11 protein-coding genes and 1 pseudogene are annotated in these 17,066 nt (G+C 69.5%); 7 read left to right on the top strand and 5 right to left on the bottom strand.

Translation table 11 applies throughout. The annotated features are described in order from the left end of the window. The first annotated feature begins 202 nt into the window (after nucleotides 1–202). From KI385_RS05615 to KI385_RS05625, 3 genes and pseudogenes are all read left to right on the top strand, one after another. Nucleotides 203–1,189, top strand: a pseudogene (locus KI385_RS05615) (IS5 family transposase). After that, nucleotides 1,186–1,587, top strand: coding sequence for an MFS transporter (locus KI385_RS05620; RefSeq protein ID WP_238571113.1), 402 nt, complete (start codon nucleotides 1,186–1,188; stop codon nucleotides 1,585–1,587). Before KI385_RS05615 ends, KI385_RS05620 begins: the two are co-directional and overlap by 4 nt. A 428-nt stretch (nucleotides 1,588–2,015) precedes the next feature. Continuing rightward, nucleotides 2,016–2,699: a hypothetical protein gene (locus tag KI385_RS05625; RefSeq protein WP_238571114.1), complete on the top strand. Its 684-nt coding sequence runs from the start codon at nucleotides 2,016–2,018 to the stop codon at nucleotides 2,697–2,699. A 193-nt stretch (nucleotides 2,700–2,892) separates the two neighbouring features. Here the strand turns inward: KI385_RS05625 and KI385_RS05630 are convergent, their stop codons facing one another. From KI385_RS05630 to KI385_RS05645, 4 genes are all read right to left on the bottom strand, one after another. Beyond that, the gene (locus tag KI385_RS05630; RefSeq protein WP_238571115.1) at nucleotides 2,893–4,119 is read right to left on the bottom strand and encodes an HTTM domain-containing protein; all 1,227 of its coding nucleotides are present in this window, start codon (nucleotides 4,117–4,119) and stop codon (nucleotides 2,893–2,895) included. Then, nucleotides 4,116–4,835 carry a DUF5819 family protein gene (locus tag KI385_RS05635; protein ID WP_342593436.1) on the bottom strand — a complete coding sequence of 240 codons (720 nt, stop codon included), beginning with the start codon at nucleotides 4,833–4,835 and terminating at the stop codon, nucleotides 4,116–4,118. Before KI385_RS05635 ends, KI385_RS05630 begins: the two co-directional genes overlap by 4 nt. Nucleotides 4,836–5,051: 216 nt before the next feature. Continuing rightward, nucleotides 5,052–5,210: a hypothetical protein gene (locus KI385_RS05640; protein ID WP_238571116.1), complete on the bottom strand. Its 159-nt coding sequence runs from the start codon at nucleotides 5,208–5,210 to the stop codon at nucleotides 5,052–5,054. A 133-nt stretch (nucleotides 5,211–5,343) separates the two neighbouring features. Continuing rightward, nucleotides 5,344–6,060, bottom strand: coding sequence for an AfsR/SARP family transcriptional regulator (locus KI385_RS05645; protein ID WP_238571117.1), 717 nt, complete (start codon nucleotides 6,058–6,060; stop codon nucleotides 5,344–5,346). 795 nt (nucleotides 6,061–6,855) lie between these two features. Here KI385_RS05645 and KI385_RS05650 point away from each other — a divergent pair. The 4 genes from KI385_RS05650 to KI385_RS05665 all read left to right on the top strand — a co-directional run bounded on the left by KI385_RS05650 (nucleotide 6,856) and on the right by KI385_RS05665 (nucleotide 16,322). Next, nucleotides 6,856–11,613 carry a toxin glutamine deamidase domain-containing protein gene (locus tag KI385_RS05650; protein WP_238571118.1) on the top strand — a complete coding sequence of 1,586 codons (4,758 nt, stop codon included), beginning with the start codon at nucleotides 6,856–6,858 and terminating at the stop codon, nucleotides 11,611–11,613. Nucleotides 11,614–11,624: 11 nt separating this feature from the next. Then, nucleotides 11,625–14,429 (top strand): SUKH-4 family immunity protein, encoded by a 2,805-nt coding sequence (locus KI385_RS05655; protein WP_238571119.1) that lies wholly within the window; start codon nucleotides 11,625–11,627, stop codon nucleotides 14,427–14,429. Between the two features lie 64 nt (nucleotides 14,430–14,493). Then, nucleotides 14,494–15,510 (top strand): SUKH-4 family immunity protein, encoded by a 1,017-nt coding sequence (locus KI385_RS05660; protein ID WP_238571120.1) that lies wholly within the window; start codon nucleotides 14,494–14,496, stop codon nucleotides 15,508–15,510. Between the two features lie 110 nt (nucleotides 15,511–15,620). After that, nucleotides 15,621–16,322, top strand: coding sequence for a pyridoxamine 5'-phosphate oxidase family protein (locus tag KI385_RS05665; RefSeq protein ID WP_238571121.1), 702 nt, complete (start codon nucleotides 15,621–15,623; stop codon nucleotides 16,320–16,322). A 188-nt stretch (nucleotides 16,323–16,510) separates the two neighbouring features. Here KI385_RS05665 and KI385_RS05670 read toward each other — a convergent pair whose 3' ends face one another. After that, entirely contained in the window at nucleotides 16,511–16,936 is a 426-nt protein-coding gene (locus KI385_RS05670; protein WP_238571122.1) for a recombinase family protein, read from the bottom strand. Nucleotides 16,937–17,066 lie beyond the last annotated feature (130 nt).

The following is a 17,066-nucleotide window of genomic DNA, read 5'->3' on the forward strand; positions in this document are numbered from 1 at the left end:
CTCGGGTCCCGCACCCGGTCGCGCCCGGCCTCTTTCACGAAGGCCCAGCTCAACCATGCGCACATAGCGGCGAAACGCTCCCGAAGCTCAAGCCACGAGCCCCAAGCCCCTTTTACGTGGACCGGGTTAGGGACTGTCTGTAGGGGAAATCAGAATCCGAGTTTTGGATCCGGTGGGGCCGCCGGCTCGGTAGGACGGTGGTGTGACACGCACACAACTCATCGACGCAAACTGGGAGTTCATCGGGCCGTTCCTGCCGGTCGGAAGGTTCGGCCCGTATCCCGAGCGGCTGCGTGAGCAGTTCGAGGGAGTGATCTGGCGCTTCCGCACCCGGCAGCCAATGGCGGGAGATGCCCGAGCGGTTCGGCGCCTGGCAGACGGTCCACAACCGCTTCATGCGAGGGCGCGACGCGGGCGCCTTCCAGGCACTGCTGGAGGCGTTGATCACCGAGGCTGCCCGCAGGGACGAGATCGACATGACCCTGGTCAGCAGCGTGGACTCCACCACCACGTGGGCTCATCACGATGCGGCCGGTATGCGGGTCAGCGAGGAGACGCTGGCCGCGTTCGAAGAGGCGGCCTCACAAAAAGGGGAGCCGGCGAGGAACAAGACGGGCAGGATGGCAAAAGCGACCCGGGCCGGGTCGAACGGCGGCGTACCCGCCAAAGACGGCGCGCCCGGCTCACGGCCGCCCTCCTCGGCCCGTCCCGCGACGGGCTGACCAGCAAGATCCACCCGGCCGCCGATCGGCGGTGCCGGCCGATGGCACTGATGCTCACCGCTGGGCAGGCCGCCGACAACCCCCAGTTCATCCCCGTCCTGAACAAGGTCCGCGTACGTCTGCCCGTCGGCCGTCCCCGCATCAGGCCCGCCGCCGTGGCTGGCGACAAGGCGTACTCCTCCCGCGCCAACCGCGCTCACCTGCGCAAACGCCATATCAAGGCCGTCATCCCGGAGAAGAAGGACCAGGCCGCCAACCGCAGGAAGAAGGGCAGCCGGGGCGGCAGGCCCATCACCCACGACGCCCTCCTCTACCCCGACCGCAACACCGTCGGGCGGGCCATCAACCGGATGAAGGCCTGGCGGGGCATCGCCACCCGCTACGACAAGACGCCCGAGAGCTACCTCGCCGGACTGCACCTCCGCGCAGCGACCATCTGGATCAGCGGCCTCCTCAAAGCCCAATGATCACAACCGAAGACAGGCCACCGGCCGATTTCGACAAGAGCCGGGGGCTCGCCACCGGGTTCACCATCGCGGCCTGCGGCAACGCCGTGGCGGCCGCCGCGTCGGCGACCGTCTTGTACGGTCTCGCCGTCGCAGTGTCGACGCTCGGCGAGATCCTCGTCTTCGCCGTCACCGCTGCCGTCGTCGCCGACCTCGCTCCCGCCCATCTCCGTGGCCGGTACAACGGCCTGATCGGCATGGCCTGGGGCACCGGTTTCCTCATCGCACCGATCGCCGGCACCCGCCTCCTTGTCATCGGCTCCACGACCCTCTGGCTGTCCTGCGCCGCCTTGTCCCTCGTCGCGGCCCTGTGCCAGCTGCCCCTGGCTCCGGCCCTCCGGCGTCGCGCGGCGGGGTGAGCGGGGCGGAGGGCAGCTTCTTGCTCCGGCTTCCTCCTGCTGATTGGCGCACCGAATCGACCTGGTCGAACGCGACCGGTTCCAGGGATGGATCAGCTCGCCCGAGACGGACTGGCAGCACGAGATGTCGGCTCCCTGGGCCGCCGGTACCAGGCGGCGTCACGCGAGGGTCACGCCGGATCAACGCCGCCGTCATGGCCGACCTCCCACGCTGATGGAGGTACCACGGCCATCCATCAAGAGGAGGCATCATGACGAGGAACATCCGGAAGCGCATACCCCACGTGGTCGGTGCGTCTTTCCTGGCCGTGACGCTCACCGGAACGGTGGGCGCGATAGGCGCGATGAGCGCTGAGACAGCACCTCAGACAACGAAGGCCGCAAAGGCGACAAAGGCTTCGACGACATCGTCGAACAGGGCACCAGCCGTGATCTGCAAGTTCCGCATCGTGAACGGCAAGCTCGTCGCGTTCCCGGTGGGATGCAGGCTTCCGGGTCGCGGTGGAACCACGGGCGCCACCACCACAGGCGCCACCATCGGCGGAGGCGGAGGCGGCACCACAGGCGCCACCACCACCGGCGCCACCGTGACGACCGGCGCCAGCACCACGACCGGCGCCACCACGACCGGCGCCACCGTGACAACCGGCGCCAGCACCACGACCGGCGCCACCAGCACCGGCGCCACCATTACCGGCGGCGGCACCACGGGTGCTACCAGCACCGGCGCCACGATCGGCGGAGGCGGAGGCGGCACGACAGGTGCCACCACGACCGGCGCCACGATCGGCGGAGGCGGCGGAGGCGGCACCACCGGTGCCACCACGACCGGCGCCACCATCGGCGGAGGCGGAGGCGGCACCACCGGTGCCACCACGACCGGCGCCACGATCGGCGGAGGCGGCGGAGGCGGCACCACCGGTGCCACCACGACCGGCGCCACCATCGGCGGAGGCGGCGGAGGCACCACCGGTGCCACCAGCACCGGCGCCACCATCGGCGGAGGCGGCGGAGGCGGCACCACCGGTGCCACCACGACCGGCGCCACCATCGGCGGAGGCGGCGGAGGCGGCACCACCGGTGCCACCAGCACCGGCGCCACCATCGGCTGAGGCAAGGCAAGCCACACGCTTTGCAGCGCTCCCGGCTCATGCCCCGAGCGCATGGTCCCTCCGGCGGTTCGTTCCCAGCACGGGCCCGATTCCGCCGGAGGGACATTTGACGTTTCCGACAGATGACGATCCGCACGGCCGACCGCGGCGAGGCTTGGCCTCGGTGTTTGACACGGCCCTGGGCGTCAGATGGTCACACTCCGGCCTTCGCTTCGGCAGCCTGTGGGTCCTTGCTGCGGCGTAGTCGCCCGGTAACGCTGCCCCGCGCGGCCGACGCCCTCGACCCGATCCAGCGCAGGAAGTTCGTCGGCAGGAAGACCATATCCGCGACGATCATCGCCAGCGAGAAGAACGGCAAGCCGCAGATCACCGCGATCGTTGCGTGTTCGGTCATCAGGACCGCGAGCAGCACGTTCTTCACTCGGCGGTTGAGGAGGGTGAAGGGGAAGGCGACCTGCGCGATCACGGTGCCGTAGGTGATCATCGTGACCACCAGTGAGCGGCTGTCGAGCACCTGGGACAGCGGGGTCCACGGGCTGAAGTAGTCCAGATGAAGCGGGTAGTGCAGGGCGGTTCCGTCCTGCCAGCGCGGGCCCTGAATCTTGTACCAGCCGGCCGTGGCATAGAGCAGGCACACCTGGGCGGCGATCACCAGCATCGCCGCGTTGTGGGTGAGGTTGGCGATCACATTCAACAGCGCCCGCAACTCGGAGTAACGACTCCGCCGCGCCAAGAACCACAGGGCCTGGATCGACCACAGCCCCCAGAGAATCAGTACCCAACCCCACGGGATCTTCGCGAATCCCGTCACTTGTGCGACCGCGAGACCCACGCCGGAGCATGCCCACAGGGCCACGCTCACCCGATCGCCGCCATCGCCACTCAGCGCCGCCGCACGCTCCCGCCGCCGCGCGTCCAGCGACCACACCTGCCCGCACCGCGTCAGCACCAGGTAGCTCGAGATCAGATGTACGAGGGTGTCGCCGCCGTCACCCAGGAGGACGTTGCGGTTCAGGAGCGACAACACCCCGATCATGAACAGCAACGACATCGTGCGGGTATGCCACCCCAGGAGCAGCAGCACGCTCGCGGCGATCACCCCGTGGTAGACCAGCTCGAACCACAGCCTGTCGTTCGACCACAGCAGCACCGTGAACGCGTTGTTCGAGGCGGTAAGGCGATGGGCGAGGTCGAATCCCCACGGGCTGGTGGTGCCGTACAGCTCCATCCGGTGCGGCCACTCGCGGATGAGGTAGAGCGCGAAGGTCAGCGCGAAGCCGATCCGGACGACTGCGGCCTGGTAAGGCGCGAGCGCCGCACCCGTGATCTTGTTCAGACCCCTGGCGATCCCCGCATCGAGCTTCGTGCTCAAGCCCTTGAAGGGTGAGGGCGCCCGGGCGATGTCCTTCTCGACGCTCACTGGAACTCCTCCTTGGAGACCGGCCACCACGGAAGCATCTGGTAGCCCGTCTGGGTGTTCTCGCGCTGGTCGCTCCACTTCGGCGCGGGAATCGGGGTGTTCGTCGCGTAGATCTGCACCTTGACCACTTGGCCGCCGTCTCGCCGCGGTCCGAGCCGGTGTGCCGCGATCCGACGCACGTAGGCCTCGGAGAGCTCGCCGCGCAGGCCGACCGCTCTCCCCTTGGCATCGTGCGTCCTGTTGTAGAAGTCCCAGGCCTGGCGCAGCATGTTCTGGTGCGCGTGGCTGGGCGCCGGATTGTCCCTGATCGCGCGGATGTCCTGGGCGGTCAGGCCCACCCAGCCCGTCAGGCGCCTGGAGCCGTCGGGGAGCTCGACCTCGGCGCGCGCATGCACGGCGATGTTCATCTGGAGCGGGTTCGGGGCGAACAGCTGCCAGTTCTGATCGAACTCCGGATAGACGTAGCCGTTGACCAGCCCGCCGAACTGCTTGCTGATGGCGTTCGGTGGGGCGACGTACAGGAAAACCAAGACCAGGTGGAGCGTGACGCCGATCGCCATCACCGCGATGGCCCCCGCGATCACGATCCGCGACAGCAGTGACCAGGACCCGTGCGGCGCGGGCGGCAGCGCGCGGACGGCTGCGGACTCTCTGGGCGCCTCGCCTTCGTCGGCTCTTTCCAGGCCGATCTCGTCCGAGGCCTCGCGTGGCTCCACAATGCTCCCTCGATCACGGGTCTCGGACATTCGGCGGATTCACTGGCGGATCACCTGGTCATTGAGCGGATCACCGCCGCCAAATCAGAATAAATACACTCATTGCCGTACAGACACTCTATTGAGCCGAATGGTTGATCGAGCGGTCCGTGACAAGGGGACTGCGGACGACGAAAGCGCCGAAGCCGCCGGAGCGTCCGGCCTCGGGGTCCCGCTTCACGTCACGGCAACGAGTTCGCCGTCCAGCGCGAGGAGTTGCAGCCGGACGCCCACGAATGTCCCGAAGGCCGACGAAGAACAGCGCCTGGGCGAGCCGCCGATGCGGTGGCGCACCCAGGCGCGCCAAGCGGTGGGCACGCCAACAGCAGCCTTCACCAACCACTTTGTTTTCGGTGTGCCGAGCCTCACCGATTCAGTAGCGGATGACCGGACGCCTGGACGACTGGACGACTGGATGCTCACAACACCGAAAGGGAACTGGCCGTACCCTCACCGCCACCGGGATTTGTCACCGGCCGGAGTGCGGCCACTGCAGTCCGTCCACCAGTTGACGCAGTCGCGGGGTGGGGCGAAGTCCGAGCTCGTCGCGGAGACGGTGCGCGTAGCGTTCGAAGCCGTCCAGCGCCTCGGACGGGTTTCCTTCCGCCAGGTACGCGCGGATCAGCAAGGCCTGGCTGCTCTCCCGCAGCGGATTCGCCTGTACGGCCGCGTGGGCGGCCGCCACCGCCCCGGCGAACTGCTGCGCGTCGATGAAAGCTCCCGCCAGTGACTCCAGGGCGTGGAGTCGAAGCTGCTGCCATTGCTCCGCCTCCGGCAATGCCCACTCGTCGTACCAGCCGGGCAGCAGGTCGTCGGAGAACTGGTCGACGGTCGCCGCGTTGAGCTTGAGGTCCTCGGCCGGGACATGGGGGTCGAGTATGCGCTGGGCCAGCGACCGGGCGCGGTACAGATCGACGGTGACCTCCCGCGCGAGGCGCACCTCGGTAGGGCAGACCTCCAGGGCTTTCCTGCCGATGCCGCGCAGGCGCGACAGCGCCGACCGCAGGTTCGCGTACGCACACTGCTCGGATGCTTCGGGCCAAAGACTCCCGGCGACCAGAGACCGAGGGGCAGCGGCACGGCCGTTGAGCGCGATAAACGCAAGAAGTCGCTTCGAGCCGACCGGGACCGTCACCGGGACATCGCCGACCACGAGGTCGAAACCGCCGAGAAGGGCGATGTGCACTGACGGCCAGCTACTCGCCGGTAGCCAAGAGAATATGAAGTCATCTGAGCTCATGGCTGTCGACCGCGGAGGGGTCGCCCCCGGCGCCCGCCGACCGGCCGCGCCGCCCAATACCTGAGGCTCGCGATCATCTGTGCACCTCCCACAAGCACATGTTGCTCTGCCCCCGGAGAGTTGTCGAATTGTGCCAAATTTGTCGAAAATATTACCTCTAATGGTGAATAGCCGACGCATGCCCGGACTCTCCGCCCGCGTCGCCGGCCCGCGGCCTTCCGGGCCCGTGAACCGGGGTGCGCCAAGCCGGGCACCGCTGCTTGCCAGCGGCTTCCCGCGAGCCCCCGATCAAGGTGCCGTGGATCTTGACGCTGCGCCCCTGCCGTCACCGCGCTGGGGCTGCGTAGCGGTGGAGAGTGACGCAGTGGCGAGGGACACCCGGCGCCCGCCCCGTGGCGCAGCAGGTGAGGGCGGGGCAGCTGGTGAGGGCGGGGCAGCTGGTGAGAGCGGCACGGTCGTGACAGCAGGGCGGCCGGCAGCGCCGGACCGGTCGGACCGGACAGACCGGTCGGACCAACCCCGACGCAACATGACAGCAGTTGGGTAGGGAATGGGGGGATTGGCCCGTTACCCTTCCCCGTCGGTGACGACACTGTGACAGTGAACGCCCTGAGGCAACTCCGGTGTGGTGACTAGACTTTGACCCACTCAGTACAGAACGTGACGACCTGTTGAACCAGCTTCTGATGCCACATCAGGCTCTCGACCGATCGCTTCGCTGTCCTACGGGGGATTGCCGCCATGTCGCTCATGCTGCCGGACTGGCTCGAGTGGGTCCTTGAGATGCTCGGCTATGACTGGCCGACGGGCGACGAGGACAAGATGAACGAGTCCGCCGACGCCTGGCGGGAGTTCGCCAACGCCGTAGAGCAGCTGCAGTCCGAAGGCGTCTCCGCCGCCGGGAACGTTCTGTCGGCCAACTCCGGCGAGAGCATCGAGGGCTTCAGCAAGACCTGGGAGAAGTACTCCGGCAACGGCTCCGGCTACCTCGACGACGCCCGTACCGCCGCCGAGCTCATCGCCTTCGCCCTGGACGCCGGCTCCGTGGTCATCGTCGGGATGAAAGTCGCGGTGATCGCCCAATTGGCCATCCTCGCCGCGGAGATCATCGCGGCCCAGGCAGCCGCGCCCTTCACCCTCGGCCTGTCCGAGATCGGCGCCGCCGGCGCCACCCAAGCCACCCGCCTGATCGTCCGACGCATCCTCAAGGAAGCGCGTGAGGCGCTGGTCGAGGCGATCCTCGAGACGGTCAAGGAGCCCGCCGTCTCCGCGCTGGAGGCCATGATCTCCGACGCCATCGCGCAGGGCGTGAACATGAACTTCGGGGCCCAGCAGGGCTTCGACGTCGGCCGCAGCGTCAAAACCGGCGCCGAGGCGGGCCTTGACGCGGCCAAGAACTCCGGCCAGACCTTCGCCGAATCGCTCCGCGACGGCGCGGGTGGCAGGGCGGGCCACCACGCCCGCGGCGGCCTGGATCACGCCGCCGGACGGGGCGGGGGCGAACATGGCGGCGGGGACGGGGGCGGCGGAGAGAGCAGCGGCTCGAACGAATCGAGCGGGTCCGGGAGCGGATCCGGGAGTGGATCCGGGAGTGGATCCGACAGCGGGTCCGGGAGTGGCAGTGGCTCCGGGAGCGGTTCTGGGAGTGGCTCCGGTAGCGGCTCCGACGGTGGTGGCTCCGGCTCGGGCAGTGGGTCGGGCTCCGGGTCCGGGTCAGGGGCTGGCTCCGGGTCCGGTGAGTCCAGCGGCGGTGGGGGCGGTACGGGCACGGGCGCCGGCAGCGGTGCCGGTGGCGGCAGCGGCTCGTCCGGCGGAAGCGGATCCGGCGGCGGCAGCGGGTCTGGATCCGGAGCCGGTGGCGGCTCCAACTCCGGCCACTCCCCCGGCGATTCAGGATCTACGGACACGGGCTCAGGCGGCAGCAACCCGTCCACCACTTCCGACAGCTCCGGCCCGGGCCAGGACGGCAACCGCAACACCCCCCAGTCACAGCCGCTCCCGCCCCCGGACCAGCGCTCTCCCTTCGACGCCGGCTACCAGGGTGGCAACGACAACCCGTACGGGGCCTCCCACACCCCCGACTCCGGACACACACCGGACTCGGGAACCTCCCCGGACTCGGGAACCTCCACAGACTCAGGAACTTCCCCGGGTTCGGGTTCCACCCCCGACTCCGGGGGCACCACCCCGGACACCTCCCGCCCTGACACGAACTCGGCGAGCACCCAGCCCGCCCCTGACAACACCCCGGACTCCGCCCGCCCCGACGCGGCACGCCCCGACTCCGACCCGGTCAGCACTCAGCCGACCCCCGACAATTCCCCGGACTCGGCACGTCCGGACGCGGCACGCCCCGACTCCGACCCGGTCAGCACCCACCCCACCCCCGACAACACCCCGGACTCCGCCCGTCCGGACCCCGACTCGATCAGCGCCCGGCCGACGCCCGACACGACCCCGGACTCGGCCCGGCCGCACTCCGACCCGGACTCGGTCGGTACGCAGCCCACGCCTGGCCCCGCGCCGCATCCGGACGCGGCCCCGACACCTGACGCGGGCCCGGCCCCGGACCATTCCGCCGCCTCGAGCCCCGACCAGTCGTCCGCGAACCAGCCCAACTCACCTTCCTCGGAAGGCCCTTCGCGTCCGGACACGTCCCAGGCTTCACAGCCGTCGCCCTCTCCCGACCCGGTGGCCGGCAACCCTCCGGGCGACGGCGGCCATACCTCCAACAGCGGCAGCGACGGCAACAGCAGCGGTAGCGGCGGTAATGGCAGCAACAACGGGGACAACTCCCAGTCCGGCGCGGGCGGCCGCCCCGCCACCCCGCACGTGAGCATGCCTTCCCAGGGCGCTCCGGCGCAGCACTCCCCCGCCTCCGGCCCGTCGATGCCGCACCGCGATCCGACGCACGGCGACGACGACACCACCGTCAGCACCCAGTCCGCCGACACCCTCACCGCACCACCGCCCACCCAGCACACCGCGGACCCCGGCACCAACACGCCCACCAACCCGCAGCAGTCGCCACAGAACACCCCGCAGAGCGCGGGCCCGATCATGGGCGCACCCACCGTGCCCGCCCAGGGCGGCGGCGCCCACACGCCCACCACCGCCCCACCGCGCGGCGGCACACCCCAGGGCACCGGCCCCGGCTCGCCCAACCGGCGTCCCGACGGCTCCCGGCCCATCCAGGACGCCTCCCCGCAACGCACCCAGGACCGCCCCGCCTACAACCCGCGCCCCACCACCCCTCAGAACGGGCGCCCCGACCCCCGTCTGCCGCAGCCCGACACCAACCGCCCGGACCCGCGCCAGCAGCCGCCACAGAACAACCAGCCGCCTCAGCAACGTCCGCCGTCCGAGCCGCGCACCGACACCCCGCAGCGCCAGGACACGCCCTCGAACTCCGAGCCCAACAACCGCCCGGACAACAACCGCCCGGACAACGAGGGCACAGACGGCGAGCGCCCGAACAACAACCGCCCGGACAGCGAGCGCCCCGACAGCGACCGTCCCACCCAGGCGGACACCCGCCCCGACGACCGCCCGGCCGACCACGCGGACACCTCCACCCCCGACACCAATCCCGACTCGGACACCAAGCCCGACCCCGGATCCAACGCCGACCACACCGACGTCAAATCCGACTCCGACTCCGACTCGGACGCCAAACCCGACACCGACAGCAACACCAAACCCGATTCCGACTCGGACACCGACGCCAATTCCGACGCCGACCCCACCCCCTCCTCCGAGACCCGCAACCGCGACCATCCGGGCGGTCTCGACGGGCCCACCGACGAGCACCAGCAGCACGTCGAGGACTCGGTCCCCAAGGACGAGAACGGCGATCCCCAGCGCCATCCCGACCCCGACGACGGCAACTGGGTCGACACCATCAACGAGCCGGGCTCCGACGCACCGGGCCGCAACAACAACTGCGTCGACGCCGCCCTGGCCGCAGCCGACACCTACTCCGGCAACCCCACCGCCGCCGCCCACCGCACCCCCGACACCAACCCCGACGGCACCCCCTCCGACCGCGGCGAAAACAACGGCCGCGACCGCATCGAGAACACCCTCGGCGCACGCTTCAACGACTACGGCAACGGCCGCGACGCCTTCAACCGCCTCGAAAACGACCTCCGCAACTCCGGCCACGGCTCACAGGCCGTCATCGTCACCCAGGACCGCAACGGCCGCGCCCACGCCTGGAACGTCGTCAACCACAACGGCAAAATCACCTACGTCGACGCCCAGACCGGCCAACGCAGCAACAAGCCCCTGCACGACGGCTCCAACGGCGTCCACGCCATCCCGCTCGACCCCAACCGCCGCCCGGTCAACGGCGACAGCTCCACACAGAAGCCGGGCAACGAGAGCGACCGGCGGCCGGCCGCCGAGCCGGCGGGGTCCGGCGATGGGAAGAAGCGTGAGCGACCCCCCGAGGACATGGAGACCGACGAGGGGGACGACAAGAAACGGCCACGGCGGGACAACGAGTCGGATCCCACCGATCACTCGGACGTCGAGATGCCCGACGCCCCGCACGACCAGGACGATCCGGACGGAGAACGCCGGCCGCCCGCCGACCCCGCAGGCACCGAGAACGACAAACAGCCGGGCGAGAAGGACAACACAAAGGACAACCCACAGGACACCAAGGACAGCGACAAGGAACAGAAGGACACCGACGAGGGCAAGGACGAGAAGCAGGACAACGACAACGACAACGACGACGACAACGAAAAGGACGAAGGCAAGGACGACGAAAAGGGCGAAGACAGCGACAAGGACAGCGACAAGGACGACGAATACGACGGACTGATCCGCGATGAACCGGACGATGCGAAGTTCACCGCGGCCGAGGCGCAGAAGCTGGTCGACTCCCAGCCGCAGGACTGGGACGACAGCGACCTGGGCCGCATGGTCGAGCGGGCAAGGCTGGACCATGGCTACTTCCAGCAGTACGCGGTGCCTGGTTCCGCCGCGGACCAGCACACCGGCAAGAACAATTTCGGTATGTCGCCGTCCGCGAACTACGCGGCATTCCGGTACGTCGTAGAGCCGGACTCGAAGGAATATGTGATGCTGGCGCGCAGCTTCGGCACCAGCGGAAATGTCACCAAGTCCGACGACCAGCCATGGACGGGCAAGTCGAAGCACTCCGAACGGGCCGCGGTCGAGTATCTGCAGCACATGCAGTCCACGCTCCCCGACGGCCAGCGGATTCGTCTCGTCGAGGTCTACACGGAACGTGCCCCTTGTGCGCAGAAGGGCTGCGCGGCCCTGATGTACCGCGTCTTCGGCAAAGTGCCGACGACGCACACGCTGCCCCATCCGGACGACGGCAGCGGTTCGGCGGAAATGCGGAAACACATCAACGATCTCAAGAAGCGGCGCGGTGAGATCTTGGGTGATGACTCCCGCCACCACCCCGCGGGCAGGGGTCCCGCGACGGCCCCTGACAGTCCCGAGTCGTCGGATGGCGAGTAAGGTTGCGCACCATGGAATTTCGCCTGGTAGGCCGCTCGAGCGCCGCACATTCGCTGGTCTCATGGCTCGCTTCCGAGGCGCCCGACGATCATGTGCGTATCGTCACGGGGGACCCTGGCTGCGGCAAGAGCTGGCTCTTGGCGTGGCTGGCGATGGCGGCCGACACGGACGCGCGGGCGTTCATCGACCAGTCCGTCGCGCCGTCCCCGCCGCCCAACGCCTTCGATCTCGTACTGGAGTCACGGGGACGTACGCAGCGGGAGATCCAGGCGGAGATCGAACAGTCGCTGCTGCCGGGGAGCGCACCTGACGGCCCCATTCCGGCCGGGACTTGGCTCCCCACCCCCTCCCTGTACAGGGAGGCCAAGCGCCGCGGCACTCCCTTCACCCTCGCGCTGCTGGACACGGCGCTGGCCGGGCGGACGTCGCTGAGCCATGTGCCCGACCAGGTGGCCGAGGAGGTGCTGTTCCCGCTCGTGCAGCCGGGAGGCGTGACCCGGAAGCGGCTGGACAACGGGGCCGAGCCGATCCGTGTCCTGCTCGATCTGCCGCGGGCCCAGGCCGAGCGCCTGATGCGACGCGCCAAGTTGCCCGCGCATGCGCTGATCGATCTGGACAGTGCGGCATTCGCCCCTGAGCGCGGCGCATTCCAGGAGTGGGTCACGGGGCTGCTGCGTGTGACGGGTTCCGTCTACGGCGAGGACGGCTCCGCGGCGGAGATCGCCGCCGAGGCCGTCACCCGTAGTTCCTGGCCCAACTTCCTGCTCGCCGAGACGCTTTGCATGGATCTGCGCGCCAGGGAGGAGCCCTGGACCCCGGAGGGGTCGGCGCCGCTGCCGACGTCATTGGACGATGCCTGGCGGTTCTTTCTGTCCTCCTTCGGGGAGGCCGCCGACGAGGTGGGGATGGCGCTCACCCCGGTGGTGCTGGCCGAGGGCGAGGCGGGCATGCCGGTATCGCTCGCCGCGCGTGCGGTGTCGACGCTCCGGGGGCAGCCGACTTCCGAAGAGGCGCTGTCGCGGGTGGTCGGGGCGGCGGCCGCGTACGTCGCGGAGGAGTTCGTGACGACGGAACCCGACACGGAACAGCCCGAAGCGGAACTGCCCGACACGGAGCAGTCCGACGCGGAACCGTCGGGTGCGCAACAGCCGGGCGCGGAACAGCCGGGCGCGGGGCAGACGGATGTCGCACCCGGCTCCGCGGACGGCACGGGCGGCACGGACAGCTCGGGCGCCGGCCGGGTCCGGCATCTGCGGCTGCGCGACACCGCCCTCGCCGCCGCGGTCCGGCGCTCGTACGGCCTTGCTCTCCCGGAGTTGCAGCGCAAGATCGCGACGGCGCTGGCGCCCCAAGCGGTGCTCACCGACGTGGAGCGCTCCTCGGCCGGTGTGCAGCGGCTCTCGCCGGAAGCCGAGTACGTCCTGGGGCCGGGGCTGGCTCATGCGGCCGCGAGTGGCGTCCTGGACGAGTGGATCGCCGATCCCGCCGTCGCCTTCCTGGCGGATCTGCCGTCCTTCGAGGAAGCCGACCGGCACGCCGACCGAGCGTCCCGGCCGGCCCTGCGCACCCGTCGGCGGGCGCTCACCCAGGCGCGTCGTCTCTACATCGGGCCGAGAACCGGCCATGTGTCGGAGCATGCCTCACGCCTCGGGCTCACGGCTTCGGTCTGTGACGACACCGAACTCGCGGACTGGCTGCTGCGGCGCGGCGTCCCCCGGATCTGGCGCACCCACTGGGCTCATTGGCGCCCGCTGGGGGTCTTCGAGCCGACGGAGTTCGATGCCGAATGGCCCGGTCCGGTGGAGTTGCACGGCTGGCGCAGCGTCGAGGGATCCGAGCAGTTCTGCACCCGAAGTGAGCTGAGCGGGCTCTACCAGTGGTGGGCGCTCGCGGACGGCGTTCCCGTCGGCGACGCGTCCACGGAGCCTCCGGAAGCCCTGGAGGAGCCGTCGAAGGAGGTGGCTCCGCAGACCGGGCCCCTGGAGGTCGTACGGGAGGAGTTCGACGGGTGGGTCGGGGTGCGACCGACGGGCGAGGAGTCCTTCGACACCGCGGCTCTTGTGTGCCCCGAAGGGCATGTGGGAGAGGTTCATCCGCTGTCCGGGGAGCGCGCTCTGCTGCTCGGCCGCAGCGGGATGATGCTCATCGATGTGGCTCAGGGACGGCCGGGCCGGCGGGCGTTGCCCGCTCGTCCGCGCCGGCGTATTTCGTGGCGGATCGTGGACGACGCCCTCTACGGCGGCGGTGCGCTGACGCGGGAGCAGCTGGATCCGTTGTTCTCCCTGATCGGGCGGCCCGTTCTCGCCGATCCGGAGCGTCTTGGTCCGCTGGCGGCGCTGCCCGATACCGCGCGTCTGCTCACCGAGGTCGGTCTGCCCGCCTCCGAGATCTGGTTCGGGGGGACGGAACAGTTCGTGCCCACGCTTCCCCGGCTCGGCGCCGGTGAGGGTGAGGGTGCCGAACGGGGCGACCGGCCGGGCGCCTCGGCGATCGGTTTCGTGGGGGACGAGAGCATGCGGCTGTGCATCGAGCACGGCAGCGGTCGCGTCGTGCTGGCCGACGTAGGAAAGGGCGGAGGGACCTTCGTATGCCTCGTCAACAGTTCGCTGGATGTCTTTCTGCGCTGCTGGACGGTTGCGCTGAAAGCGGTCGTCACCTCGAACGAGCGTGATCCGCACGAAGCGGACGAGTTCCGGGAGCACATCCTGCGCCGGCTCGGGCGTATCGATCCCGCGTGCACCCGCCGGCCGGTGAAGGGCTCGCTGGCCACGATGTGGCCTCAGCTTGTCAGTGACAGCACGTACATTCTCGAATAGCTCGACAGAGCGGTCGCTGTCCGGCGAGGGCTGCTGACGACAACGGGTAAAAGGGACTGGGCAGATGAGCAGCAATCAGACGTACGACGACGGGGCGCCGCTGGGCACCGGCCTCGGTTACACAGCGGTCTGCCGATTCCGCGATCGCGATGGTGCGGAACGCACTCAGCTGGCCCGCAGCGGTCCGGGACGCCCGCACCCCGAACGGCAGTTGGTCGACCATCTCGCGCAGCTGGGAATTCGTCCCGAAGATGTGCTGGAGCTGTACACCGAATTGCAGGTGTGCGCCCTTCCCGGCGGGAATTGCGCCGCTTTGATCTCTCGTTCCTGGCCGCAGGTGAAGGTCAGCCACACCGTGGACTACGGAACGGATGCCCGGTCCCGGGCAGCGGGCCAGCAAAAGCTTTACGAGCACGCCGCCGAACTCGCCCGGCGCGAGGGAAAGCCGCTCGCGGCCCGCCCCGCCCGGCTGCCGCTCCCGTCGAAGGGGGCGGATTCCGGCCCGCCCACGCATCCGGAGTCCGCGGCCCGCAGCGAACTGCTCGCCGCGTTCGGCGCGAATTCTCTCATTCAGCGGGAGGCCGAAGAGCTGCACAATGCCGCGCTCCCTCCCTCCGCGCTCCACACCCTCACCCAGACCGGACTGCCGGCTGATTTCCCGCCCTTCTTCCGGTTGACGCCCGGGGAACCGGCGGCGGTGGATCTGCCGGGCCGGGCGGAGCTGCGCGGCGAAACCCTCAAGCCGCACATCAAGGAGTCGTACGACTCCTACGGCTACGTCCGGATCGGGGACGACTTCGGGCGGGAAATCTGTGTCGAGCCGGCGACGGCCAAGGTGTGGGCCGTTGAACTCGGTTCGGGATGGGCCTCGTTCGTCAATTCCGACCTGGAATCCTTTGCCCGTTCGCTGGCGCTGCTGAAGCAGCGCTGGGCGGCGCGCAGGCAGCTGAGCCCGGCCGCCGCGGCGCAGGACACCGCCCGCTTCCAGAACGATCTGGCCGCCATCGACCCGCAGAGCCTGGCCGGCCCCAATCGCTGGTGGGCCATGGTCGTGGAACAGATGTGGGACGGGCTGTTGTGAGCGGCCCGCAGGGACGCGGGAATGTACTGAATTCGTTGACATAAGACATCGCCGCAACGAATTCAGGCGCGATCTAGTCACGCACACATGGAATCAGTAGAATTTTCACCATGCCCGTCCCTGCATCCACCCCTTCGTCCGTCCCGTCGCACGGCCGGAAGCTGCCGGAAACCGAGCGCACCCGCCATCGCCGGCTGCGTGAGCAGGGCAGTCTGGACCGCGATGAGCTCGATGCCGTGCTGGCCGCCGGTTTCCTCTGTCATCTGGGGGTGACGGTGGACGGCACGCCGCTCGTCGTGCCCACGGTCTACGGTGCGGACGGCAGCACGCTGTACTTCCACGGGTCGGTCGCCAGCCGCAGCCTGGTCGCCTCTCCCGGGGCGAGCGTCTGTGTCACCGTCACCCATGTCGACGGGCTGGTGCTGGCCCGCTCCGTGTTCGAGCACGGTGTCAACTACCGCAGTGCGATGGTGTTCGGCACGCCCCGCCTGGTCACCGACCCGGAAGAGAAGCTCGCCGGTCTGCGCTGCCTCACCGAGCAGGCCACACCGGGCCAGTGGGACTACGCCCGGCGCCCGAGCCGCAAGGAACTCGCCGCAACGGCGCTGCTCGCCCTCTCTCTCGACGAGGCGTCCGTGAAGATCCGCACCGGCCCGCCGGACGACGCGGACAGCGCCGACGCCGAACTCGGCCTCTGGGCCGGTGTGCTCCCGCTGCGTACGTCCTGGGGCCCCCTCGAACCGGATCCCGCGCTCGCCCCGGGCATCGCACCCCCTGCGCACCTCGCCGACCGCGCCTCGTCGCAGCCCTGAGGAAGCGGCCGTGATCCTCTAGCGTGAGGGGATGGATGCGACCGGAGCGGCGGGGGGCGCCGCCGGGCAGCGGCGAGGGCGCCTTTCCGGCCTACTACGCACCGCGCTGTGGTGGGCCGGCGGAGCTTGACGCGCGGGTGACGGCCCCGGTGTCCTAGCTCAGACACCAGCCGCAAAGTAGCGGGTGGTCACGTATTCGCCGCCGCGGTCTGCTCGTCGTGTTCGCGGAGCATGCGCATGATGGTGGCGGGCGAGGGGTGTTGGCCCTTCTTCGTGCCCGTGGTGATAACGAGTCGCTTGGCGATGTCGCGCAGGCTCATCTCCTGGTCGCGCAGGTGGAGGGCCATGTACAGCATGTCGTTGTCGGTGACTCCGGCGCCGCCGATGGTCTTGCCGCGTTTGCGGGCGGACTCGTGACCTTCGAGGGTGCGGCCTCGGATGTACTCGCGTTCCATGCCGGACATCGCGGCGAGCGCGGTGAACACGATGCCGGACGGGTCGTGCGAGCCCTTCAGTTCCCCGTTGAGGAACTCCGGGCCGACGTCGCCCGCCTTCATTTCCTCGGTGAGCATGGCGAGCTCGATGCCGCGGCCGAGCCGCTGGTGCTCGTGCACGAAGTTTTACCAGCCCGGCGTGACGCTCGGGTCCGAATCAGACCGTATTGATCACGACTCCGGACAGGCCCTGGTTCGCGGGCGCTTCGAGCTGGCGAGGGATGGCGAGGGAGCGTAGTTCTGCGGGCGG

Source organism: Streptomyces inhibens (assembly GCF_022221585.1).
Classification (GTDB): Bacteria; Actinomycetota; Actinomycetes; order Streptomycetales; family Streptomycetaceae; genus Streptomyces; species Streptomyces inhibens.